General features: G+C 71.1%; 23 protein-coding genes. 12 read left to right on the forward strand and 11 right to left on the reverse strand.

Translation table 11 applies throughout. The features are described 5' to 3' along the window. Positions 1–74 precede the first annotated feature (74 nt). The 4 genes from WH85_RS18020 (at position 75) to WH85_RS18035 (ending at position 3,643) form a co-directional block, all read left to right on the forward strand. Positions 75–1,208, forward strand: a complete 1,134-nt coding sequence (locus WH85_RS18020; RefSeq protein ID WP_045743053.1) for an 8-amino-7-oxononanoate synthase — start codon at positions 75–77, stop codon at positions 1,206–1,208. A gap of 218 nt (positions 1,209–1,426) precedes the next feature. Next, on the forward strand, positions 1,427–2,134 hold the full coding sequence (gene bioD / locus WH85_RS18025) for a dethiobiotin synthase (protein WP_045743113.1): 708 nt from the start codon (positions 1,427–1,429) through the stop codon (positions 2,132–2,134). Positions 2,135–2,153: 19 nt separating this feature from the next. Beyond that, positions 2,154–2,906: an ROK family protein gene (locus WH85_RS18030; protein ID WP_157411070.1), complete on the forward strand. Its 753-nt coding sequence runs from the start codon at positions 2,154–2,156 to the stop codon at positions 2,904–2,906. Next, complete coding sequence (locus WH85_RS18035) at positions 2,906–3,643, forward strand: HAD family hydrolase (protein WP_045743055.1); 738 nt, start codon at positions 2,906–2,908, stop codon at positions 3,641–3,643. Before WH85_RS18030 ends, WH85_RS18035 begins: the two co-directional genes overlap by 1 nt. A gap of 115 nt (positions 3,644–3,758) precedes the next feature. Here WH85_RS18035 and WH85_RS18040 read toward each other — a convergent pair whose 3' ends face one another. Next, a complete protein-coding gene (locus WH85_RS18040) occupies positions 3,759–4,394 on the reverse strand; it encodes a class I SAM-dependent methyltransferase (protein ID WP_045743114.1) in 636 nt (211 codons plus the stop codon). 83 nt (positions 4,395–4,477) lie between these two features. Between WH85_RS18040 and WH85_RS18045 the strand changes: the two genes are divergently transcribed. Beyond that, complete coding sequence (locus WH85_RS18045; RefSeq protein WP_045743056.1) at positions 4,478–7,495, forward strand: putative bifunctional diguanylate cyclase/phosphodiesterase; 3,018 nt, start codon at positions 4,478–4,480, stop codon at positions 7,493–7,495. Positions 7,496–8,089: 594 nt separating this feature from the next. Here the strand turns inward: WH85_RS18045 and WH85_RS18050 are convergent. Next, positions 8,090–8,437: a histone-like nucleoid-structuring protein Lsr2 gene (locus WH85_RS18050; RefSeq protein ID WP_045743057.1), complete on the reverse strand. Its 348-nt coding sequence runs from the start codon at positions 8,435–8,437 to the stop codon at positions 8,090–8,092. 678 nt (positions 8,438–9,115) lie between these two features. Between WH85_RS18050 and WH85_RS18055 the strand changes: the two genes are divergently transcribed. The 3 genes from WH85_RS18055 (at position 9,116) to WH85_RS18065 (ending at position 10,987) form a co-directional block, all read left to right on the forward strand. Then, on the forward strand, positions 9,116–9,667 hold the full coding sequence (locus WH85_RS18055) for a hypothetical protein (protein WP_045743058.1): 552 nt from the start codon (positions 9,116–9,118) through the stop codon (positions 9,665–9,667). 223 nt (positions 9,668–9,890) lie between these two features. Beyond that, a complete protein-coding gene (locus tag WH85_RS18060; protein WP_045743059.1) occupies positions 9,891–10,613 on the forward strand; it encodes a HipA family kinase in 723 nt (240 codons plus the stop codon). Then, positions 10,610–10,987, forward strand: a complete 378-nt coding sequence (locus WH85_RS18065) for a DUF3037 domain-containing protein (RefSeq protein ID WP_045743115.1) — start codon at positions 10,610–10,612, stop codon at positions 10,985–10,987. The genes WH85_RS18060 and WH85_RS18065 overlap by 4 nt, the downstream gene beginning before the upstream one ends. Before the next feature lie 316 nt (positions 10,988–11,303). Here the strand turns inward: WH85_RS18065 and WH85_RS18070 are convergent, their stop codons facing one another. Both WH85_RS18070 and WH85_RS18075 read right to left on the reverse strand, forming a co-directional pair. Next, complete coding sequence (locus tag WH85_RS18070; protein ID WP_045743060.1) at positions 11,304–12,233, reverse strand: transglutaminase-like domain-containing protein; 930 nt, start codon at positions 12,231–12,233, stop codon at positions 11,304–11,306. 5 nt (positions 12,234–12,238) lie between these two features. Continuing rightward, the gene (locus WH85_RS18075) at positions 12,239–13,048 is read right to left on the reverse strand and encodes a MerR family transcriptional regulator (protein WP_245673989.1); all 810 of its coding nucleotides are present in this window, start codon (positions 13,046–13,048) and stop codon (positions 12,239–12,241) included. A gap of 110 nt (positions 13,049–13,158) precedes the next feature. Here WH85_RS18075 and WH85_RS18080 point away from each other — a divergent pair, with 110 nt between their 5' ends. From WH85_RS18080 to WH85_RS18090, 3 genes are all read left to right on the forward strand, one after another. Beyond that, complete coding sequence (locus WH85_RS18080; RefSeq protein WP_045743062.1) at positions 13,159–14,226, forward strand: ATP-dependent DNA ligase; 1,068 nt, start codon at positions 13,159–13,161, stop codon at positions 14,224–14,226. Positions 14,227–14,431: 205 nt separating this feature from the next. Beyond that, positions 14,432–15,997: an alpha/beta hydrolase gene (locus WH85_RS18085; RefSeq protein WP_045743116.1), complete on the forward strand. Its 1,566-nt coding sequence runs from the start codon at positions 14,432–14,434 to the stop codon at positions 15,995–15,997. After that, positions 15,994–16,467, forward strand: coding sequence for a GNAT family N-acetyltransferase (locus WH85_RS18090; protein WP_045743063.1), 474 nt, complete (start codon positions 15,994–15,996; stop codon positions 16,465–16,467). The genes WH85_RS18085 and WH85_RS18090 overlap by 4 nt, the downstream gene beginning before the upstream one ends. Here the strand turns inward: WH85_RS18090 and ligD are convergent. The 3 genes from ligD to WH85_RS18105 all read right to left on the reverse strand — a co-directional run bounded on the left by ligD (position 16,448) and on the right by WH85_RS18105 (position 18,668). Continuing rightward, positions 16,448–17,476 (reverse strand): non-homologous end-joining DNA ligase, encoded by a 1,029-nt coding sequence (ligD, locus tag WH85_RS18095; RefSeq protein WP_045743064.1) that lies wholly within the window; start codon positions 17,474–17,476, stop codon positions 16,448–16,450. The two genes, WH85_RS18090 and ligD, sit on opposite strands and share 20 nt — an antisense overlap. Positions 17,477–17,544: 68 nt before the next feature. Beyond that, complete coding sequence (locus WH85_RS47055; protein ID WP_052720523.1) at positions 17,545–18,102, reverse strand: hypothetical protein; 558 nt, start codon at positions 18,100–18,102, stop codon at positions 17,545–17,547. Positions 18,103–18,191: 89 nt separating this feature from the next. Further along, a complete protein-coding gene (locus WH85_RS18105; RefSeq protein WP_045743118.1) occupies positions 18,192–18,668 on the reverse strand; it encodes a hypothetical protein in 477 nt (158 codons plus the stop codon). A 75-nt stretch (positions 18,669–18,743) separates the two neighbouring features. On the opposite strand from WH85_RS18105, the gene msrB reads away from it, so the two are divergent. Next, positions 18,744–19,148, forward strand: a complete 405-nt coding sequence (msrB, locus tag WH85_RS18110; RefSeq protein WP_045743065.1) for a peptide-methionine (R)-S-oxide reductase MsrB — start codon at positions 18,744–18,746, stop codon at positions 19,146–19,148. Here the strand turns inward: msrB and WH85_RS18115 are convergent. From WH85_RS18115 to WH85_RS18130, 4 genes are read right to left on the reverse strand one after another with little or no spacing between them, the layout of a single operon-like run. Further along, the gene (locus WH85_RS18115; RefSeq protein ID WP_045743066.1) at positions 19,129–21,354 is read right to left on the reverse strand and encodes a hypothetical protein; all 2,226 of its coding nucleotides are present in this window, start codon (positions 21,352–21,354) and stop codon (positions 19,129–19,131) included. The genes msrB and WH85_RS18115 overlap by 20 nt on opposite strands. Then, a complete protein-coding gene (locus tag WH85_RS18120; RefSeq protein ID WP_045743067.1) occupies positions 21,351–22,364 on the reverse strand; it encodes a glycosyltransferase family 2 protein in 1,014 nt (337 codons plus the stop codon). Before WH85_RS18120 ends, WH85_RS18115 begins: the two co-directional genes overlap by 4 nt. 59 nt (positions 22,365–22,423) lie before the next feature. Then, complete coding sequence (locus tag WH85_RS18125; protein WP_245673990.1) at positions 22,424–22,906, reverse strand: dihydrofolate reductase; 483 nt, start codon at positions 22,904–22,906, stop codon at positions 22,424–22,426. Between the two features lie 8 nt (positions 22,907–22,914). Beyond that, the gene (locus WH85_RS18130) at positions 22,915–23,712 is read right to left on the reverse strand and encodes a thymidylate synthase (RefSeq protein WP_045743069.1); all 798 of its coding nucleotides are present in this window, start codon (positions 23,710–23,712) and stop codon (positions 22,915–22,917) included. Positions 23,713–23,714: the final 2 nt, after the last annotated feature.

The following is a 23,714-nucleotide window of genomic DNA, read 5'->3' on the forward strand; positions in this document are numbered from 1 at the left end:
TACAGAGTTCCCGGGTCGGTGGACCTGTCGGCGCTGGGTGATAGTTTCCGTTTCTCATGATCTCTGGGGGTGTCTTGGCGGACTGGTTGGAGGCGCTGGACCGTCTGGCTCACGAGCGGGCCAAGGCGGGGCTCACCCGTCAGCTGCGCCCGCGGGCCGCCGGTGACGCCGTCGTCGACCTCGCCGGCAACGACTACCTGGGGCTCGCCACGCATCCGCGGGTGCTCGGCGCGGCCCGTGCGGCGCTCGACGATTTCGGTCTGGGGGCGACCGGTTCCCGGCTGGTCCGCGGGTCCACCGACGTCCACATAGCCCTGGAGTCGGCGTTGCGGGACTGGCTGGGCGCCGAGGACGCGCTGGTCTTCTCCTCCGGCTACCTGGCGAACCTGGCCGTGGTCCGGGCCGTCGCGCCGCTCTGTGAGCTGGTCGTCTCGGACGCGTACAACCACGCGTCGCTGATCGACGGCTGCAAGATCTCCGGACTGCCGGTGAAGGTCGCGCCGCACAACGATCCGCAGGCGGTCGCCGCCCTGCTGGACGCGCATCCGGGGCGGGCCGCGGTGGTCACCGAGTCGGTGTTCTCGGTCGACGGCGATCTGGCCCCGCTCGCCGAGCTGCACCGGGTGACGTCGGCCCGCGGCGCCCTGCTGATCGTGGACGACGCGCACGCGATCGGCCTGCTCGGCGAATCCGGTGCCGGTGGTGTCGCCGCCGCCGGCCTGGCCGGAATGCCGGACGTGGTGGTCACCGCCACGCTCTCCAAGGCGCTCGGCGGCGCCGGTGGTGTGGTCGCCGGCCCGCGGGCGCTGGTCCGGCATCTGGTCGACACCGGTCGCAGCTTCATCTACGACACCGCCCCTGCGCCGGCCGTGGTGGCCGGGGTGCTCGCCGCCGTCGAGGTGGCCCGGGACGCCGGTGACCGGCGGGCGCTGCTGTTCGAGCGCGGCGCCCGGATCGCCGCCCGGCTGCGCGACGCCGGGCTGCCCGCCACCGATCCGGCCGCCGGGGTGCTGTCGGTGCCCGCGCCGGGTCCGGAGGCCGCCCTGTCCTGGGCCGCCGACTGCCGGGACCGCGGCGTCGCGGTCGGTTGTTTCCGTCCACCGTCGACACCGGACGGCAGCTCCCGGCTGCGTCTGACGGTGAACGCCGGTGTCCCCGAGGCGGACTTCGCCCGGGCCCTGAACGTGATCGTGGAGTGCGCACCGTGACCGCCGACGTCCCCCATCCCCGTCCCCTGTTGATCCGCAGCGGTGGGCACGGCCTGCCGACCGTCACCGCCGAGCGCCGGGAACCCGATCCGCTGCCGTCGCACGGCGGGAGTCCGGGGACGGAGGCTCCGCCCGTACCCCCGAAGGAGCCGCAAGCGACTCCGGCACCGGGGCCACAGGCTCGCGGCGCCCGGCCGGACCTCGGCGAATGGCATGGGATCGTGCTGGTCACCGGCACCGACACCGAGGTCGGCAAGACCGTCGCGACCGCCGCCGTGGCGGCTGCCGCCCAGCAGGCCGGGCTTCGCGTCGCCGTGATCAAACCCGGTCAGACGGGGACGGCGACCGGCGCGCCCACCGATGCCGACGTGATCACCCGGCTGGCCGGGCCGGAGACCGTGCGCACCCTCGCCGAGTACCCCGAGCCGCTCGCCCCGCTCGCCGCCGCCAAGGTCGCCGATCTCCCTCCGCTCGATCTCTTCGACGTCGTCGACGCGGTTCGCGCCGAGGCCGACAAGCACGATCTGGTCCTGGTCGAGGGGGCCGGCGGCCTGCTGGTCCCGATGGGCCTGCGCCCGTCCGGCGAGCCGTGGACGTTCGCCGACCTGGCCACCACGCTGGGTTCCGGCATGCTCGTCGTCGCGCGGGCCGGTCTCGGCACCCTGAACCACACCGCCCTGACCCTGGAGGCGCTGAACCGGCGCGGGGTGACCGCCAAGGTGATCCTCGGCGCCTGGCCGCACGAGCCCGAGCTGGTGCACTGGGCGAACCTCGGCGAGCTGGTCCCGCACCTGGTCGGAGCCCTGCCGTCGGGTGCCGGGTCGATGGATCCGGGGGTCTTCCGGCGGTCCGCTCCGGGGTGGCTGACGCCCGCGCTGCATGGCGTACTCGACAACTGGCGCGTCTGGGCGGAGGAGGCAGGATGAGGTCATGCAGACTGGCGGCGTGGCTTTCACCCTGACGATCGATTGCGGCGGCGGCGGTATCAAGGGCTCGGTGCTGGACGAGGCCGGCACGATGCGGGCGCATCCGATCCGGGTCCCGACGCCGTACCCGCTTCCCCCTGAGCTTTTTGTGAAGACGCTCGTCGGCCTCGGCGAGCAGTTGCCGAAACCGGACCGGGTGACGGTCGGGATGCCCGGCATGATCCGGCACGGTGTGGTGGTGGCGACCCCGCACTACGTGACCCGCAGCGGACCCCGGACCAAGGTCGACCCGGAGCTGGTGGACGCGTGGACCGGGTTCGACGCGCGGACCGCCCTGGCCGACGCGTTCGGCCTGCCCACCCTGGTGCTCAACGACGCCGAGGTGCACGGCGCGGGGGTGGTCGCGGGCACCGGCTGCGAGCTGGTGCTGACCCTGGGGACCGGGCTGGGCTGCGCGTTGTTCGACGGCGGCGAGCTGGCGCCGCACCTGGAGATGTCGCAGGCGCCGATCCGCTGGGGGATGTCCTACGACACCTACATCGGTGAGCACGAGCGCCGGCGGCTCGGGGACGCGCTCTGGTCACGCCGGGTCCGCAACGTGATCGAGGGTCTGCGGCCGGTCTTCATGTGGGACCGGGTCTACCTCGGCGGTGGCAACTCCCGCCTGATCACGCCCGCGCAGCTGGCCCGGATGGGCGACGATGTGGTGGTGGTGCCGAACACTGCGGGAATCGTCGGCGGGGTGCGTGCCTGGACCCTCGGTCAGCGCTGATGTCCGCGCGTCCGGAGGCGGTGCTCCTGGATTTCGGCGGCGTGCTGGCCGACGCCGCGCCGACCGGCCGGTCCGCACCGCCGGAGCTGGTCCTGCGGGTCTACAACCTGATCAAGGGCACGCTCGCGCCGGGCCGGATCCAGCGGTCGTTCGCCGAGGGCGCGGCGGCCTACGCGCGGTGGCGTGACGAGGATCATCCGGACGAGATGCCGCAGGCGGAGGTCTGGGAACAGTTCGTGATCCACGACTGGCCTGCGCCGGCGCAGGCGTGGATCCGGACGTCCATCGCCCGTCTCAGCTACGACTGGGCCTGGCAGGACTGGGTGGTGCGGCCGGGCATTCCGGACGTGCTGGAATTCCTGGCCGGCGCGGACATTCCGATGGCCGTGGTCAGTAACACGCTGGCCGGTGCCGCGCACCGCGACTTCCTCGACAAAGCAGGCTTGTCCCGATATTTCGGCATTCAGGTCTACAGCGACGAGGCGGGCGTCCGCAAACCCAACCCGCAGATGATCTGGAACGCCACGGACTTCCTCGGCGTCTCCCCCGCGAACTGCTGGTTCGTCGGCGACAGCCGCCGCCGCGACATCCTCTGCGCCCGCCGCGCCGACGCCGGGCACGCCGTCCTGATGCGCTCCGCCCGCACCGACGCCGAGGACCCCGCCGCCTGGCCCGCCCCCGACCTCGAGGTCACCGACGGCCACACCCTGCTCACCGCACTCCGGGCGACTTCCTGACACCCCCTGTCTCGTACGAGCGGGGCGGGAGTCCCGTGACCCGACGCGACCGGCCAGGAGTCACCTCCCGGCCGTCCCAGGCCGCCGGCTCATGCCCGCCCGCACTCCCGCCGGGTCACCGAGCGGCGACGACCTGCCAGACCGTGGTGCGCCGGATCGCCACGCTCTCCAGCTCCTCGTTGACCGGCACGTCGTAGACGGCACGCTCGATCAGGCCCTCCGGCAGGTACGCCCGCCCCGGATCGCCGACCAGCACCAGCGAGCCACGCCCGGCCGCCCGGCGCAGGAACGGCAGCACCCGTCCGGCCATCTCCCGGCTGTAGAACACGTCACCGGCGAGCACCACCCCGAACTGCTCGTCCGTGTCCAGAAGGTCCTCTTCGACGGCTTCTACGCGTACCCCGTTGATCTGCGCATTGGCCTGAGCGGCAGCCAGCGAGAGAGGGTCGATGTCGTTGGCGGTGACCGGCCGCGCCCCGGCGAGGGCGGCGGCGACCGCGACCAGACCGGAGCCGGTCGCCAGATCGAGCACGCTGCGCCCGGCCACCAGGTCCGGATCGTCGAGCACGTGCCGCGCCAGCGCCTGACCACCCGCCCAGGCGAACGCCCAGAACGGGGGCGGCTGCGACGCGCCGCCCGCCTCGGTCGCCTCCCAGAGCGCGATCGGCTCCGCGGCCTGATGGAGGGTGACCTCGGGAACGAAGGGAACCGGTGACGGCACGGTATGGGCGTGGACGAACTCCAAATGCACCTCCCGATTGTGCCGGTTTCGCTCAGTCACACGCCGGGCGGGCCGATCAGCCCGTCATCGGGGTTCTTCGGGAGGGGGCAGGAGTGCCGACACGGTGGCCCGCTGCCCTCTTCGGCGCCGGCATGCTGGCGCTCTCCCTGACGCTCGGGCGTGAGGAGGCGTGGCAGAGCGCGGTACGCCTGATCGCCGGCATCGCCGCGGTCGCCGCCGTGATCGTCGGCATGCGCGCCGGACGGCCCGACGACCGCATCCCGTGGTGGGTGCTCGCCGGCTCGATGGCCCTCTCCGCGACCGGCGGCGCGGCCGTCGACGCCCCGCCCTGGCTGACCACCCGGATGACGTGGCTGGTGCCGGTGGGCAGTGGGGCGCTGCTGCTCTCCTACCCGCTGCTGGCGCTGGCCCTGGCCACCTTCGTGCACCGGCGCACCAACGCCGCCCGGGACCGGGCCGGTCTGCTGGACGCGCTCACCGTCACGTCCGGCGTGGCCCTGATGATCTGGACGTTCGTCGTCGGCCCGCGGATGGTCGACGCCGGCCTCAACTGGGCCGACCTGGCGATGCCACTGGCCGACCTGCTCTGCCTGGGCCTGCTGATCCGGCTGGCCACCATGCCCGGCCGGCTGGTCGCCCCCGGGCACTGGCTCGGCACCGGCACCCTGGTCCTGCTGGTCTCGGACGTGGCCGGTTCGCCGCTGTACGGGCACCTCGCCGTCTACCTGACCGCCGGCCTGGCCGCGCTGCTCCCGACGATGGCCGAACTGACCCGGGCCGCGCAGGAGCCGGCCGCCGAGGACAGCCGGTCCCGGCTGGCCCTGCTCGGGCTCGCCGCGCTGGCCGCCCCGGCGGTGCTGGTCGTCAAGATGTACCGGGACACCGCGGCCGGCGGCCTCACCGGCGTGGCCGCGCTCAGCATGCTGATGCTGCTGCTGGTGCTGGCCCGGATGGCCGGGATCATGACGAGTCACCGGCAGGCGCTGGCCCGCGAACGGGCCCTGCGCGGGGCCTCCGCCGCCCTGGTCTCGGCCGTCGACAACGAGGGCGTGGGTCTGGCGGTACGCACCGCGGTGGCCCAGTTGCTCCCCGGGGACGTCCCGCACGGTGTCGTGCTGGCGATCGCCATCGCCCAGGTGGAGCCGCCGTCCCCGGAGGGCGCGGCCCAGTCCGCGGTGGACCGGGCCACCGGCACCGCCGCCCGCCTGGTCACCACCCGGGACGTGGACTGGGCGGTGGCGGTACGCCTGACCCAGTTCACCAAGACGCTGCGCTGCCCGCTGGTGCTCAAGGACCGGCCGACCGGTGACCCGCTGGTCGGCGTCCTGCACGTGGGCGCGCCGACCTGGGCGCTGCTGGCTCTGCAACAGTCGGTGGAGGTGCTGGCCGGCCAGGTCGCGCTGGCCCTGGAACGGATCGCCCTCGGGCACGAGGTGGCCCGGCGCAACAGTGAGACGTACTTCCGCACGCTGATCCAGAACACCGCCGACGTGATCACGATCCTGGACGAGGAGGACCGGATCCAGTACGCCAGCCCGTCCGCGGTCGGCGTCTTCGGCAACGACCCGAGCGGTATCCGGCTGCCCGAGGTGATCCACCCGGACGAGCGGGGGCGCCTCGCCGAGGTGCTGGCCGCCGTCCGCGAGGGCGAGCAGGTGATGCAGGAACTGGACTTCCGCGCGCACGGCGCCGACGCCCTGCTGGAGATGCACTGCCGCGACCTGCGCGCCGAACCGACGGTGTCCGGCCTGGTCATCACCATGCGTGACGTCACCAAGCAGCGGAACCTGGAACGCGAACTGACCCACCAGGCCTTCCACGACGCGATGACCGGCCTGGCGAACCGGGTGCTCTTCACCGACCGGCTCAAGCACGCCCTGGCCCGCAGCGCCCGCGACGGTTCGGTGGTCGGCGTGCTCTTCATCGACCTGGACGACTTCAAGATCGTGAACGACACCCTGGGGCACGCCGTCGGCGACCAGCTGCTCATCGAGGTCGCCCACCGGATCGCCGGATCGCTGCGGGCCGACGACACCGCGGCCCGGCTCGGCGGCGACGAGTTCGCCGCCCTGGTGGAGAACGTCAACGACCCGGGCGCCGTCGAGGAGACCGCCAACCGGATCCTGGCCGCCCTCGCCGAACCGGTCGTCACCGATGCGAAACCGCTGTACGCGGTCGCGAGCATCGGCATCACCACGACACCGGAGGCCAACGACGCCGACGAGCTGCTGCGCCAGGCCGACCTGGCGCTGTACGTGGCCAAGGGTGCCGGGAAGAACCAGTGGCGGCGCTACCAGGCGCACCTGCACAACGAGATGGTGGCCCGGCTGGAACTGCGGTCGGCACTCGACCACGCCGTCAACGAGGGCCACTTCCTGCTGCACTACCAGCCGATCGTGGATCTCGGCTCGGGAGCGGCGGTCGGCTTCGAGGCGCTGGTCCGCTGGCAGCACCCCCGCGAGGGCATCATCACGCCGGACCAGTTCATCGAGGTCGCCGAGGAGAGCGGCCTGATCATCCCGATGGGGCGCTGGGTACTCGAGGAGTCGCTGCGGACCCTCGCCGGATGGCAGCGGATCCTGCCGCCCGGGACGGCGCCGTACGTCAGCGTCAACGTGTCGGTCCGGCAGTTCCGGGAAGCCGGATTCGTGGACCAGGTACGGGGTGCACTGGCCCAGTACGCGGTGCCGCCGCAGGCCCTGATGCTGGAGATCACCGAGACGCTGCTGGTCAAGGACGACGAGCGGATCTGGACCGATCTGGCCACCCTGCGCGACATGGGCATCCGGATCGCCATCGACGACTTCGGCACCGGCTATTCGTCACTGAGCTACCTGCGCCAGCGCCCGATCAACGTCATCAAGATAGACAAGACGTTCATCGACGACATGGTCACCAGCCCGCAGCCGCTGGCGCTGGTCAGCGGGATCGTGAGCCTGGCCCAGTCGCTGGGCCTGACGGTGGTGGCGGAGGGCATCGAGACGGAGCAGCACCGGGACGTGCTGCGGCACATGGGGTGCCCGCTGGGGCAGGGGTACCTGTTCTCGAGCCCGCTGGGGCCGACCGAGGTGCTGGCGTGGCTGCGCAACGCCGAGCCGCTGGCCGTCTGAACATCCGCGGGTACGCGCGCCGAAAGTGACCGCCCGCCCAGGCGCGCCGAAAGTAACCGCCAACCCGGGCGCGCCGAAAGTGACCGCCGGCCCGGGAAAGTGCTCGTGGAAATCCGTCCGGGCCGCCGCCCACTATCACGGCGAGTTCCGCGCGGCACGGATTCCCCAGAACGATACTTGTCCGGAACGACGATACGGAGCCGTTGCCGTTCTGCGGGTGACCGGCCACAAATCCGTGATCCGCAGCCGTTCCGGGGTGATCCGGGGGTGATCCGGGGATGCCCCTGGGGTGATCCGCCACAAATCCGGGGCCGTCGCCGTTCCGCATCGCCCGGTCACAAATCCGGAAGCCGTCGCCGCCCGGTGGCCACAATCACGGTGTCGTCGCCGACCGACGGCCCCAATCCGGCAACCGATGTCGGCCCTGCCACCACAAATCCAGGGGCTGTCGCCGACCTGCCGCCACAATCCGGCAGCCGTTGCCGGGCTGCGGCCGCAATCACTGAGCCGTCGGCGACGGGCCGCATTTCAGGGGCAGGTCAGCCGGAGAAACGGCGCCACCGGCTCCCACCGGGCGACGCCGTTTCTCGACGGTCATCGCTTGGCGTGGTAGGCCTCGACGACGTTGCTCGGGATGCGGCCCCGCTCGGAGACGTTGTGCCCGTTCTTGTTGGCCCACTCGCGAATGGCCTGGTTCTGGTCACGGCTGGACCGGCTCGACGCGACCGGCGCCACCCGGCGGGCGGCGGTGGGAACGCCACCGCTGCGGCCGAGACGGGTGGCCGCGGTGAGGTAGGGCTCGAGGGCCTTGCGCAGCTTGCCGGCGTTCTTCTCGGACAGGTCGATCGTGTAGTTGACGCCGTCGAGCCCGAATTCGACGGTGCGGTCGGCCTCGCCGCCGTCGAGGTCGTCGGTCAGAAGGGTAATAATCTGCTTGGCCATGTGTCTTCGCTCCTACAGCGATGTCATTCGGTTTGACGGCTGTGCCCGCGCGGAGTCTAGGCCCCGAATCGTCGTCGTCGCATTCATTCTGTCGCGCCCCCGGTATCCAGTGCAAATTGCCCCTCTTGGCATGTCGCAATTGCCACTGCGATCGGCGGCCTACCGAACCGGCCGGACACGGCCCCTTTTCGAACCTGTGAATGCGTCACGTGATCAGCGCCGGGAGCGCTCCCAGCGTCACCGACGATACTGATTTCCCGGCATCTCGGGAGCCGCTCCACGACATACCGCCGCAAAACCCTCCAGCTGCAATCCTCGGTGGACGCCCTTCGCTGCCCTGCTACGCCGCGCACCGAGAATGCGAGGCCGTTCGGCGGAAGAACGCCACCGGGAACGAACCGGCCGGCACCGAATACGGCAGGTAGAAGCAATCTCCGGACCGACGTGGGCCGACTGAGAGCCGGTCTGACCCGGCAGCCAAGGCCTGACTCAGTCCGGCTCTCAGTCCGGCTCGGCCCGACCCAGTCCGACTCGGCCCAACCCAGTCCGGCCCGGTCCGGCTCAGTCCGGCCCGGTCCGGCTCAGTCCGGCTCGGCGTTCGCTCAGCGTGAACGGGCGGGACGGAGGCGCCCGCAACGGTGTAAGCATGTAATCAAGTAACTTCTGGGGAGGTTGGACATGCGCATCCGTGTAGCTCCGCCCGGCGGGCGGACCGAACCACCCGAAGCCGACGACGCCGCGGCCTGGATCACCGGTGCCGTTCCGGACGGGTGGTTCACCGAGCCGCCCGAAGTCGTCATCGACCGCGACGAGATCATCATCTGGGGCCGGCTGGCACCGCCGGAGCTGGGAGCCGACGCCACCGAGGCGGACCGGGCCGCCGGGCAGGGCGGCCGGATCGCCCAGTTCCGCGAGGACACCCGGGACGCCCGGATCCGGGTGGCCCGCCAGGTCGAGCACCGCTACCAGCGCAAGGTCGCCTGGGGCCTGCGCTGCGGTGACACCGCCGAACTCTTCACCCACCTGGCCGCCCCCGTGATGACCCGCCTACGCCAGCCGGAGCGACAGGTCCTCGACACCTTGGTCGACGCCGGTGTCGCCCGGTCCCGCTCCGAAGCCCTCGCCTGGTGCGTCAAGTTGGTGGGCCGCCACACCGAGGACTGGCTGACCGACCTGCGCAACGCCATGACCCAGGTGGACGAACTACGCCGCCAGGGCCCCACCACCTGACAAAGCCCGCCACCCGACAAGACCCCACCCGGGCAGGCCGCGGAGCACCAGCCTGAGGCCTGCCCGGCCCACTCAGCTCGGCGACGAGGGCTTTCGGTCCCTGACCGGCAGACAGCGGGCCCGGCAGCGGGGGTCAGCGGCGGCCCGCCGACGGGGTCAGCGGCGGACCCGGCGGCAGGGTCGGCGGCGGAAAGTGGTTGCCGGGGACCGTAGGCTGGGCAGCGTGCTTCGTCAGGTCACCGCCACCCGTTACGTCACTCCTCTCCGTGAAGGCGGCTCGCTGCCCGGCGTCGTCGAAGCCGACGACCTCGGGACATATGTGGTGAAGTTCCGCGGCGCCGGTCAGGGCCCGAAAGCCCTCGTCGCCGAGGTGATCTCGGGGGAGCTGGCGCGGCGGCTGGAGCTGCCGGTGCCGGAGCTGACCCGGGTGGAGCTGGATCCGGTGGTGGCGCGGGCCGAGCCGGACGAAGAGGTCCAGGAGCTGATCAAGGCCAGTGCCGGAAACAACCTCGGCATGGACTTCCTCCCGGGCTCCCTCGGTTATGACCCGAACGCCCACCCGGTGGAGGCCGGGCTGGCCAGCCGGGTTCTCGCGTTCGACGCCTTCGTGGAGAACGTGGACCGCAGCTGGCGCAACCCGAACCTGCTGATCTGGCACGGCGAGCTGTGGCTGATCGACCACGGCGCCACGCTCTACTTCCACCACAACTGGCCGCGGGCGGCGAACGTGGTGCACCGCGCGTACCGCTGGGACGATCACGTCCTCAAGCCGTATGCCACCGCGCTCGCGACCGAGGGGCCGCGCCTGGCCGCCCGGATCACCCCGGAGCTGCTGGCCGAGGTGGTCGCTCTCGTGCCCGAGGAGTGGCTGGACGACGGCGACGGCGATGCCTATCTGAAGCATCTCTCGGAACGCGCCGCCCAGCCGGAGGCGTGGCTGCCGTGACCTCCACGAAGACCCCCTACGAGTACGCGATCATCCAGGCCGTCCCCCGGATCGAACGCGGCGAGACCATCAACGTCGGCGTGCTGCTGTATTCCCAGCGGCACGATTTCCTGTCGGCCGGCACCCACCTGGACGAGACCCGCCTGCGCGCCCTGGACCCGGCCGCCGACGTCACGGCGGTCGCCACCGCGCTGGCCTCGTGGGAGAAGACCTGCCTCGGCGGTGGAGCGTCCGCCGAGATGCGCCTCGGCGAGCGTTTCCGCTGGCTGGTCGCTCCGCGCAGCACCATCCTGCGGGCCGGTCCGGTCCACATGGGTCTGGCCGCTGACCCTGCCGCCGAGTTGGAGAGGCTCGTCGAACTGCTGGTCCGATAGATAGTCGAACTGCTGGCCTGATAGATAGTCGAACTGCTGGTCTGATAGATAGCCGTGAGGACTGCGGTGTGGCCGACCCCGCCGGAGCCACAAAACGCGGCACGGCTGAATCGGTCACGAAACCAGTGGATGCTCCTCGCAAACATCAGCCCCGCAAAGTCGACCCCGCTTGGAACACCTCGGCCCTGCCCGGAACAGGGCAGAGCCCTGCCCGGGACAGGTCAGCCCTACCTTGAACCGATCGGCCCGGAACAGGTCAGCCACGCCCTGAACAGATCGGCCCCGGCTCGGGACCGACGACGCACGTCGAATCCGCTCAGAACACGTCGACCGCGCGACGACGCAGATCGACCCGGGCCCGCGAGCCACTGGGCGAGTGGCAACTGACCGTGTCACCGGGCCGGATCCGGGCGTCCGAGGCGTACAGCGAAGCGAGCTTGCCCTCCGCGGACTGATCACCGCCATCGGCCGCCAGCAGCAAGCCGGCGATCTCGTCGATGACGGCGACGTCCCCGGCATCCGCGGCCGGCAGGTCCTCCCACGCCGCATCGAACGGGCGGTCGCCCAGCTCGTCGGCGGCCGTCGCCAGATCACCCCAGATGTCCCAGAGCAGCAGCTCGTCGCCGAACCGGTGCGCCACCTCGTTCAACACATATTGCCGGACCAGGCGGGCACCGCCGATCGGACTGCCACGGCCGACCCCGAACAGTGCCGGGTCCTCCTCGCCGCGCCGGATCGACCGCCAGGCCTGCGCGGCGGTGCGGAATCCGCCCGGGGCGAGCGGCACGTCGGCGACGTCGACCGGGAACCCCGCGGCGGGGTCGAGCTGCGCGTCCGTGGCGATCCAGCGGCTGCCGTCGTGGTATTCGGCGATGACGTGGTCGCCGTGGAACCCGGCCTCCAAGTAGTCGGCGAAGCCGATCCGGCTGCGTGCCGGGATGCCCCTGGCTCGCAGGATCGACACGGCGAGCAGGGTGAAGTCACGGCAGCACCCGACGATCCGGTCGGTGGCCGCCAGCGGTTCGTCGAGTGGTCCGGTGAGGTGGCAGGAGTCGAGCATCCGCTCGACCCAGCGGTTGTTGATCTCGGCCAGTCGATCGGGTGGGAAGTCGATCCCGGAGGCGCGGTAGTGGACCACCAGGTTGCGCACCGCGGCCGCGATGCCGGCGACGTCCTCCGGCAGGGCGGACAGGCGGCCCAGGTGACGGCCGGGGTCGGAGTAGGCGGTCTGTCGCGTGTAGTCCATCGGTATCACCCTTCGAAAGGTTGTGCGACGTGCACGAACGGGTCGGTGCCGGAGAGCCGCTCCCAGAAGTCGAGGTAGATCTCGCGGACCGGCGCTGACCGGAACATCCCGGCGCCCACAACGTGCTCCTCGACCGCCTGGTAGGCCCGCATGATGCGCGGGTGGAAGGTGTCGTCCCGGCTCACCTCGGTGTATGCCACGAGGCGCTCCGGCTCGATCCGGATGGTGACCCGGCCGGTGGGCTCGACCGGTCCGGTGAACGGCACGCACACCTCGATCGATCCGGTGCTCTCCGGCGTGACGATCCCGTGGTAGATCACCCAGTGCTCGCCGGTGGTGACGGCGTGCTGCTCGTCGAGGGTGTCGCGGATCGCCCACTCCAGCGTGTTGATCGCGGGCACCAGGCCGTCCTGATCCGTCTCGGCCCGCATGGTGGCGACCTTGCGCTGGGGCTGAAGGCGGGTGTGCACCTCGTGCTGGAACTCCGGCTCGGACCCGTGTGCCAGCAGGCTCCGCAACCAGGTGTAGCTGTGCTGCCGGGCCGCCATCGCCTCCTGCTCGCCGGCCCACCAGCGGTCCAGCCGGCCCACGAACTCCGGCTCCGGCCGGTTGACGATCTCGGCGATGACGGTCAGCGGCATGCCGAGCCTCCGCAGGTGGCCGATCCGGTGGGCCAGCACGAGTTGGTCGGGGTGATACCACCGGTAGTTGCTGGCCGGGCTCACCGAAGCCGGCACGAGCAACCCCGTGGTCTCGTAGATCCGCAGCGCCTTGACCGAGAGTCCGGTGCGCCTGCTGAAATCCCCGATCGTCATGGAGGAGAGGTGACGAGGCCGTTGCTGTCCCATGCGAACGATGGTGAACCCTGCCCCAGGGGACGAGTAAAGGGACAACCGGCGGAAAGATTTCCCGGCAGACTGGGCGGATGCAGCTGCCGCTGAACCCCCCGGTCAAGCCGATGCTCGCCAAGCCGGTCGCCGACATCCCGCCGGGTCAGCTCTACGAGCCCAAATGGGACGGGTTCCGGTCGATCGTCTTCCGCGACGGCGACGAGGTGGAGATCGGCAGCCGCAACGAGAAACCGATGACCCGGTACTTCCCCGAGCTGGTCACCGCCGTGCTGGCGGCGTTCCCGGAGCGGGCGGTGGTCGACGGCGAGGTGATCGTGGCCGACACCGGGCGCAACACGCTCGACTTCGAGGCCCTGCAGCAGCGCATCCACCCGGCGGCCAGCCGCGTCCGGCTTCTCGCCGAGCAGACCCCGGCGAGTTTCGTCGCCTTCGATCTCCTGGCGATCGGCGACGAGAATCTCACCGACCGGCCGTTCAGTGAGCGGCGTGAGCGCCTGGTGAGCATTTTTCAGGATTCACCCCCGCCGGTGTACGTGACGCCGGCAACCGATGATCTCGACACCGCCCGGCGCTGGTTCGACGAGTTCGAGGGCGCCGGACTGGACGGCCTGATCGCCAAGGCCCGTGACCTGACCTACCAGCCCGACAAGCGGGTGATGTCGAAGATCAAGCACAAGCGGACCGCCGACTGTGTGGTGGCCGGTTACCGCGTCCACAAGTCCGCGGACGACCGGATCGGCTCGCTGCTGCTCGGTCTGCACGACGAGCGGGGTGTCCTGGTCAGTGTCGGCGTGATCGGCGCGTTCCCGATGAAGGTCCGTGAGGAGCTGTTCGCGGAACTCCAGCCGCTGGTCACCGAGTTCGAGGGGCACCCGTGGAACTGGGCCGCCCACGAGCAGGGCGAGCGCACCCCGCGCAAGAACGAGGTGAGCCGCTGGAACGCCGGCAAGGACCTGTCGTTCACGCCGTTGCGCCCGGAGCGGGTCGTCGAGGTGCGCTACGACTACATGGAGGGTGTCCGGTTCCGGCACACCGCCCAGTTCGAACGGTGGCGACCGGACCGTGATCCCCGCACCTGCACCTACGAGCAGTTGGAGCGCCCGGTGCGCTTCGACCTGGCCGAGGTCCTGACAAGCCGTTGACGGAGAAGGCTCTGAGCAAGCCGTTCACGGAGACGGCCCTGAACAAGCCGTTGACGGAGACGGCCCTGAACAAGCCGTTGACGGAGACGGCCCTGAACGAGCCGTTGACAACGGCGGTTCCGACCAGCCGTCGACGAGGAGAAGACGAGACGAGGAAGAGGCCGGGCACCGAGCAAGGACGAAAGCACCGGATAGGGTCGTGAACGTGGATCGTCGCTCCCGCCTGGTCACCGGGCTCCTAACCGCCGTGATCGTCGCCACCGCGGGTTGCACCCTGCCCACGTTCGCGCCCACCGGCGCCGACGACCCGGTGCGCCCGTCCGGTTCCGGCGGCGCCTCCACCCCGGGCGCGCTCGCCCAGTGGACGCCCTGCCCGGACGTACCCCGCGATCTGGTCGGCCGTGCCGCCTCCGGGATGACCTACGAGTGCGCCACGGTCGCCGTCCCCCGCGACTGGGAGAACACCGCGAGCGGCGAGACGTACGACATCTCGATGATCCGGATCCGTTCGGACCGGCAGAAGAACCGGATCGGTTCGCTGATGCTCAATCCGGGCGGGCCGGGCGCCTCCGGTGTCGACTACGCGGTCTACCTCTCCTTCGGCCAGTCGCTCGGTGGTCTGCCCACCGAGGTCACCGACCGGTTCGACATCATCGGTTTCGACCCGCGGGGCATCAGCCGCTCCAGCCCGGTCAAGTGCATCCCCGACGACGACCAGGACGCGAGTTTCGCGGCGAACCCGGATCCGGCGAGTCAGGCCGAGTTCGATCAGCTGGTCACGCTGAACAAGAAGATCGGTGCCGCGTGCGGCGCCAAGTACGGCGATCAGCTGAAGTACTTCTCCACCGAGCAGACCGCCCGGGACATGGACGCGTTGCGTCAGGCGACCGGCGACCCCAAGACCACCTATCTCGGCTATTCGTACGGCACGCTGCTCGGCGCCACCTATGCGCAACTGTTCCCGCAGAACATCCGCGCGCTGGTGCTGGACGGTGCGGTCGATCCGACGGAGACGTACATCCAGAGGTCGGAAGCGCAGGCGAAGGGCTTCGAGCGGGCTTTCACCAACTTCACGGCGTGGTGTGCGACGGCGGCGGCCCGCTGCCCGATCGCGCCGGACGCCCGGGGTGCGGTGACCGACGCGCTGGCCGCGGCGAAGACGTCTCCGTTGCGGTCGGCCGACGGCCGTGAGGTCAGCGCCGGCTGGATCTTCACCGGGCTGATCTCCTCGTTGTACTCCGAGTCGGGCTGGACCGAACTGGCTCAGGCCATCGCCGATCTGCAGGACGACGACCCGGCCGGGATCATCGAGTTGGCCGACGGCTACGCCGAGCGGGGCCGGGACGGCAGCTACACCAACATGTTCGACGCGAACCTGGCGGTGAACTGCACGGACGCCGACGACGTGCCGGGTCTCGACGAGATCCGCAGGCTGCAGAGCGAGTGGCGGACGAAGTACCCGCTGTTCGGTGCGCCGCTGGCGGTCGGCATGCTGCCGTGCGTCTCCTGGCCCGGCAAGCGGGACGCCTACCCGTCCGGTGAGGCGAAGGGCGCGCCGACGATCCTGGTGGTCGGCACCACCGGCGACCCGGCGACGCCGTACGAGAACACCGCCGACCTGGCCGACATGCTGGGCGTGGGGCAGGTGGTGACCTGGGAGGGCGAGGGGCACACCGCGTACCCGTCGACGTCCTGCATCGTCGACGCGGTGGACGATTACCTCATCGATCTGCGTGCGCCCCAGGTGGGCCTGCGCTGCCCGGCGAAGTGACGTCGGTGGAGTTCCGCACGGCCACCCGCGCCGACGTCCCGGCGGTCCTCGGCCTGCTCGCCGACGACGACATCTCGCGGCAGCGCGGGTTCGGGGTCGTCGGGGAGGACGTGGACGCCGGGGTGTGGGCGGCGTTCGAGGCGATCGACGCGGACGACCGCAACGAGTTGGTGGTGGCGGTCGAGGACGGCGAGGTGGTCGGCACCTGCCAGCTCACCTTCATCCCCGGGCTGAGCCGTGACGGCGCCGAGCGGATGCAGATCGAGGCGGTCCGGATCCATGCGCGGCTGCGCGGGCGGGGGCTGGGCGGCGAGCTGATCCGCTGGGCGGTGGACCGGGCCCGGGAGCGGGGCTGCCGGATCGTGCAGCTCACCACGGACAAGCGCCGCACCGACGCCCACCGGTTCTACGAGAAGCTGGGGTTCGAGGCGTCCCACGAGGGCATGAAGCTCACTCTTCGAGGGCTTTGAGATCGCGGTTCTTCGACGGCTGGACCCGTTTCGGCTCGCCGGGCATCTTCGGGTGGTCCGGCGGGTAGGGCAGGTCGCCCAGGCCCGCCTTCTCGTCCCGGTCGACCCAGTCCAGTAGCGGCGTCAGGTCGTACGCGACGTCGTCGATCGCCGCGTGGGCGTCGCCCGACGCGGCGAACCGGGCCGGCGCGGTCCGCAGGTCGAAGTCGTCCGGTGCGACCGAGTCCAGCTCGTCCCAGGTCACCGGCATGGACACGGTGGCCCGGGCGTTGGCGCGCAGCGAGTACGCGCAGGCGATCGTCCGGTCCCGCGCCATCTGGTTGTAGTCGAGGAACACCCGGTCGCCGCGTTCCTCCTTCCACCAGGAGGTGGTGATGCCGGCCGGGTTGCGCCGCTCCACTTCGCGGGCCAGGGCGATGGCCGCCCGGCGCACCTGGACGAAGGACCAGTCCGGCCGGATCCGCACGTAGACGTGCACGCCCCGGCCGCCGGAGGTCTTCGGGAAGCCGGTCCAGCCCAGTTCGGCGAGCACCTCGCGGACGACGCCGGCGGTCGACACCACGTCGGTGAAGCCGAGGCCGGGTTGCGGGTCTAGGTCGATGCGCAGTTCGTCGGGGTGGTCGGGGGCGGCGGCGCGGACCGGCCAGGGGTGGAACACCACGGTGCCCATCTGCGCGGCCCAGGCCACGTGGGCCAGGTCGGCCGGGCACAGTTCGTCGGCCGTGCGCATGCTGGGGAAGCTGATCGTGGCGGTGGTGATCCAGTCGGGGACTCCGCGGGTGGGGATCCGCTTCTGGAAGAAGGTCTCGCCGGCCAGTCCGTCGGGGAAGCGTTGCAGGGTGGTGGGGCGGTCGCGCAGCGCGCGCAGGATGCCGTCGCCGACGGCCAGGTAGTAGTCGAACACGTCGCGCTTGGTGTAGCCGCGCTCCGGGAACATGATCTTGTCAGGGCTGCTCAGCCGCACGGTGTGCCCGGCGACCTCGATCTCTTCCGCGACGGCTTTCGGCATGCCCCGACCCTAGACGCCGGAAGGCCGGAGGGGAGGCCGTCGACGGCCTCCCCTCCCTCCTGATCGGATCAGGCCCGGCGACGCCGGGTGTAGTAGACCGCCGCGCCGCCGGCCGCGACCAGCAGGCCGCCGAGGGCGAGGGTCCCGCCGAGCGGGGCGCCGGTGAGCGGCAGGGTGCCGCCGGAGCTGCCGGAGTCGACGCCCGCGCCGCCGACGCTCTGGTCCGGGCTGGGCGTGAAGGTCGCCGCGTCGACGCCGCTGCCCGGGGCCGAGGCGACGCCGCCGGTGGGGCCGAGGTCGTTCGGCGCCGGGGAGCTGGTGGCCGGCGCGACGGCGGGCGCGCTGGTCGCCGGGGCGGGCGCGGAGGTGGTCGGCGCCGGGGTCTCCGGGCTCACACTGCTGTATCCGGAGTTGCCCCGGACGTCTCCGGTGGGTGCGGCCGGCTGTTCCGTGCCGTATCCGGCGTTGCCCCGGGTGTTCGCCGGTTCGGGGCTGGTCATGGCGGCCGGGGCACCTTGAGCAGCGGTCTCGGCGGCGAGGGCCGGCGCCCCGGTCAGGGCCAGGGCGGCGAAGACGGTGGCGCCGACCGCCGGAAGTCCGGCGGCCAGCCGACGCGAAATGCTCATGAGGAGTATCCGTTCTGTGGCTGAATGGTTCCGCACGGCAGCTTAGCGATGATTGCCCGTTTTATCCGAAATCATCCCCCGGCGCGTCATCAACTAGGAACACCACCAAAACGGTGACTTCGCCACAAATGCGACAAACGGAACACTTTAAGTTCGAAAAGCGGATCAGCGGCGAACAGACCCCCGCTGTACGGGGCCGCCAACTGCACACTCTCCCCGGAGTCCAGATAGACCGAGACGACATTGCGCCGCCCCCGCCGCTCGGCCCGCAGATCGACCACCTGGCTCCACGGCGCCTCCTCGGAGGCGGTCCGGATGCCACGCACCCCCACCTCGACGCCGACCCGGCGACCGGACACCGCACCGAGCGCCGCGCCGAGGAGTCCCGGAAGCACCAGCAGCAGCGGCCACACCCATCCCGGCGGCTCGTCCGGTTCCAGCCAGACGATGCTGAGGATCACCCCCGTAGCGAGGCTCGCCGACGCGCTCAGCGCGCCGAGGTACAGAGCATGGCCGAGAACCTGCTGCCAGGTCGGCCGGAACGTAGCCGGGGATGCAGCTTCCATAGACGGCTCAACGGACCGGCCGGCGCCGTGGCCGCACGCCGGGTGCGACACGGGTCACGACGTACCGTTGATGGCATGGCAACCGATGAGACCACCCTGCCGACCACCGAGGACGAGTGGCGGATCCGCCTCAACCCCGACGAGTTCCGGGTGCTCCGGCAAGCCGGCACCGAGGCGGCGTTCAGCGGGGAGTACGTGAACACCAAGACCGAGGGCGTCTACGACTGCCGGGCCTGCGGCGCACCGCTCTACCCGAGTGACACCAAGTTCGACAGCCACTGCGGCTGGCCGTCGTTCGACGACGCCATCCCGGGCGCGATCAAGGAGATCGAGGACCGCGGCCACGGCATGGTCCGCGTCGAGATCCGCTGCGCGCGCTGCGACTCGCACCTGGGCCACGTCTTCCGGGGCGAGGGCTTCACCGCCAAGAACACCCGGCACTGCGTGAACAGCCTGTCGATCAGGTTGGACCCGAAGTAGGGCGCACCTGGTAGACCGTGACGTCCCCGGCCCGGAAACGCTGATCGGCGAACCTGCCGAGGCCGGGGTCAGCGGCGCGGAGACCCCGGCGGCCGGGATCGGGGATCGTGGTGTTCCCGACCGCGACCAGCCACCGGACGTCGTGCTCCCGGGTGAAGGCGTCCACCCGCTCGGCCGTGGGAGCGTGGAAGACCTCGTCGTTGGCCGCCAGCAGTTCCGGTTCCCAGAACACACTGCGATAGAGGGTACGACCGTAGAGCCCGCCACTGGCGAAGGCGGGCTCGGTGTAGCTCCAGCCCTCCAGCACGACCTGCCGCTCGGCGAACGCCGCCAGCCAGAAGTCCCGGCTGTCGCACGGTCCCGCGCCGAGCCGGCAGTGACTGTTGGTCGCGACCCGGTCGTGCGGATCGGAGTGGTCCCGCAGCCAGCGCGCGGCCGTGATCGCCCCGGGCGGCATGGCCCGCGGGCCACCGGGCAGAACCCGCTCCCGCATCGGGTCGGCGCTCAGCAGACCGGTCACCACCGGCCGGGTGCCGATCACCCCACTGGCGAGCGCGGTGGCAGCCACCACGATCGCCCCGGCCGCCAGGATCCGGTCCCGGTCCAGACCACCGGCCCGGGCCGCCAGGACCACCAGCAGCGCGATCCCGCCGACCGCGGCGGCCAGGACCAGGTACGGCCGGACCGCCTCCCCCAGCGTCCAGGCGAAGTACCGGCTCGCCGGCGGATCGTGCCCGGCCGTCGCCCGTACCCCGATCAGGGCCGCCGTGACCGCCACCACCCCGGCCACCACCAGCCCGGTGAACAGGCGCGGCGGCCGGCGGCCGGCCGGAAGCAGCGCGGACAACCCGATCGCGGACAGCATCGCCAGGTACGGCGTAGCGGACCGCCCGAAGTAGGTCTGGCTCAGCCCCGGGTGTGCCAGCAGATGCATCGCGCCCACGCCCGCCGCCGCGAACCCCAGCATCACGTGCACGATCGGGTCGGCACGGAACTCCCAGCGCAGCAGACCGACCATGCCCGCCCAGCCGAACATCACCGCGAGCAGCGCGACCCCGGTCAGCACCAGCAGCGCCGGCCAGTCGTCCGGCGGGCCCTGCCGCCCCAGCACCGCCCAGCCCAGCGGGGCGAACTTGACCGTCTGCAGCGGGTGGATCTCGGTGCCCTGCGAGCCCGTACCGAAGAGGACGATCTGGGCGAACCCCAGCCAGCCTCCGGTGACCAGCAGGGCCGGCAGTTCCGGCCCCGGCGGCTCCCGGCGGACCAGGCGCACGAGCAGCGCGACCACCAGGCCGCACAGCAGCATCGGCAGGAAGGTGGCCTTGGCACCGGCCAGCGCACCGGTCAGCGCGACGAACAACACCCAGGACCCACGGCCGCCCGCACCCCGGAACAGGTCCAGCAGCACGGTCATCAGGACCACGAAGAGCAGCGCGGCGTACGTCTGCGTCGGGCTCACCCACAGGTTGTCGGTGATCACCCCGGCGTCCAGGGGTCTACCGGTCCACGCCGTCGGCACGGTCACCGCGCCGATCAGCGTCATCGTCACCGCCACGTTCCCCGGCCACCACCGACCGGTGATCCGGTGCACGAGGGCCGGGACCGCGAGCAGGAACGCGGCGATCAGCGGCACCGGCAGCAGCCGCATCACCAGCACCTGCGGCTCGGCACCGGTGATCCAGCTCGCCGCGGCGCCGTGCGCGTGGACGAACCAGTGGTAGTCCAGCCCGGTGCCGGCCACCCACGGGGTGTCCAGCGGCACGTCGTGCTTGAGCAGTCCGACCAGGGCGATCTGGAACGGGAGGTCGACGTGCATCCCGGACGCGGCCGGTTCGTCGAGCGCGTTCCACCGGAACACCCCCATCGACGCGGTGAGCATCGTGAAGGTCAGCGCCCCGCCGGCCGTGGCGAGGACACCGCGCGGGAGCCGCCGGCCGCTGCCGCGCCAGAACCGGCGCAGTCGCGGCACCGCGGCGAACGCCAGGACGGTGGCCACCGGCCAGGCCAGGACGGCGAGCGGGACGCCCAGCGCCCGGCAGAGCAGATAGACCGGCAGTTCGACGGCGAGTCCGACAGCGGTGCCGAGAGCCGCGTCGACCGGCAGAAGACCGGCGCCGCCCCGCAGGGCACGCCGGATCAGGGTGCCGGGCAGGGTGATACAGAGAATCGAGTACGCCGTGAAGGCGGCGAGGACGGCGACGCTCACCGCAGGGTGGACGCCGGCGACGGCCTGACGTTCTCGTGCGGCTCCACCGGCAGCACCGTCCGGTCGCCGGTGCCCGTGTCGGTGTCGGTGTCGGTGTCGAACGCGACCAGGAACCGCGGACGCCGCTGGGTGGCCGCGTAGATCCGGCCGACGTACTCGCCGAGCAGACCGAGACAGATCAGCTGCACCGCGCCGAGCAGCAGCATCACGATGTAGAGCGAGGTCCAGCCGGGCACCACCACGCCGGACGCCCAGGCGACCATCCCGCTGACCATCAGGCCCAGACAGAGCAGGAAGGTGACCAGGCCGAGCCAGGTGGCGACCCGCAGCGGCGCGGCGGAGAAGCCGGTGACACTGTCCACGCTCAGCTTGACCATCCTGGTCAGGGGGTATTTCGTGGTGCCGGCCACCCGCTGCGCCCGGGTGTATCCGACCTCACCGGCCGGGAAGCCGAGCGACGGCACCACCAGCCGGTACACCGGCTGCTGCTCGGGCAGGTCGTTGAGGGTGTCCACGACCGCCCGGCTCATCAGGCGGAAGTCACCGGCCTGGCCACTGACCCAGGGACCGAGCAGCCGGCGCATCAACCAGTAGTACGCCCCCGCGGTACCCCGTTTGAACGCGGTGTCGGCGCTGCGGTCGTCACGGACGCCGTACACCACGTCGAGGTCCTCGGCCCGCGCCTTGGCCAGCATCTCGCCGATCATCTCCGGCGGGTCCTGCAGGTCGGCGTCGATGCTGACCACGTACTCGCCGTGGGCGGCGCGCAGGCCGGCGGCGAGGGCCGGCTGGTGGCCGACGTTGCGGCGCAGCTTGACCACCCGCAGCGCGGGCCAGCCGTCACGCAATTCCATCAGCCGCGCCACGGTGGCGTCCCGGCTGCCGTCGTCGACGGCCACCACCTCGTAGGTCACGTCCAGGCCGTCCAGGACCGGGCGGAGGCGGGCGACGAAGTGGTCGACCGCCTCCCGCTCGTTGTACATCGGGGTGACAACCGACAGGATCAGCATGATTCCGTCCCCCAGAGACTCCGCAGCCGGCCGCAGAAGTACCCCGCGGAAGACGACCGTCAGGTGTCTCCCGGCTGTCCAGCGGAACGCACCAGATCGTCCACCGAGTACTTCTGGCCGTCGGGAGCGACGACCGGACCGGTGCTCGCCGCGACGATCCAGCCGGGTCCGAGGTCCGGCGCGTACGCGTCGCCCTCAGAATCGAAGTCTATGGTGGTCCGCACGATGTGGTCGGCCCGTCCGAGGAATGCCCGGTAGACCTCGGCGCCGCCCATCACCCAGAACTCGTCGAGCGTGACGTCGTCCGGCGAGTGCACGACCTCGGCGCCGGCCGCGGTCCACGCCGGGTCTCGGGTGAGCACGATGTTGCGCCGGCCCGGCAACGGGCGCACACGCTCGGGCAACGAGTCCCAGGTGGCGCGGCCCATCACCACGGCCGCGCCCATCGTCCGGTCCTTGAAGATCTGCTGCTCGCCGGGGACGCGCCACGGAATGTAACCGTTCGCGCCGATCACCCCGTTCCGGGCCTGTGCCCAGATCATGTGAATCGTCATACCGCGACCGGTGCCCGCAGCAGCGGGTGGTGCTGGTAATTCACCACGGTGAAATCGGCGAACTCGTGCTCGAACAGGCTCGCCCGGGGCGCGATCGTCAGCTCCGGAAACGGGTACGCCTCCCGAGTCAGCTGCTCGTTCACCTGGTCCAGGTGGTTGGTGTAGATGTGGCAGTCGCCGCCGACCCAGATGAAGTCGCCCGGCTCCAGGCCCACCTGGGCCGCGATCATCCGGGTGAGCAGGGCGTAACTGGCGATGTTGAACGGCACGCCCAGGAACAGGTCGGCACTGCGCTGGTAGAGCTGGCAGGACAGCCTGCCGCCGGCGACGTAGAACTGGAACAGCGCGTGACACGGCGCGAGCGCCATCTCCGGGATGTCGGACACGTTCCAGGCGGAGACGATCATCCGCCGCGAGTCCGGGTTCGTCCGGATCGTCTCGACGACCTCGGAGATCTGGTCTACCGGGCCGGACGACGACGGCCAGGACCGCCACTGGTGGCCGTAGACCGGCCCCAACTCGCCCTGGGCGTCGGCCCACTCGTCCCAGATGGTCACGCCCTGGTCGCGCATCCACGCCACGTTCGTCTCGCCACGCAGGAACCACAGCAGTTCCACCGCGATCGACTTGAAATGCACCCGCTTCGTCGTGATCAGCGGGAACCCCTGGGAGAGGTCGTAGCGCAGGGTCTCCCCGAACACGCTGAGGGTGCCGGTGCCGGTCCGGTCGCCCTTCGGCGTGCCGGACTGCAGCACCCGCCGGAGCAGGTCTTCGTACTGGGTGTCGACGGCCATGG

Source organism: Actinoplanes rectilineatus (assembly GCF_000962825.1).
Classification (GTDB): Bacteria; Actinomycetota; Actinomycetes; order Mycobacteriales; family Micromonosporaceae; genus Actinoplanes; species Actinoplanes rectilineatus.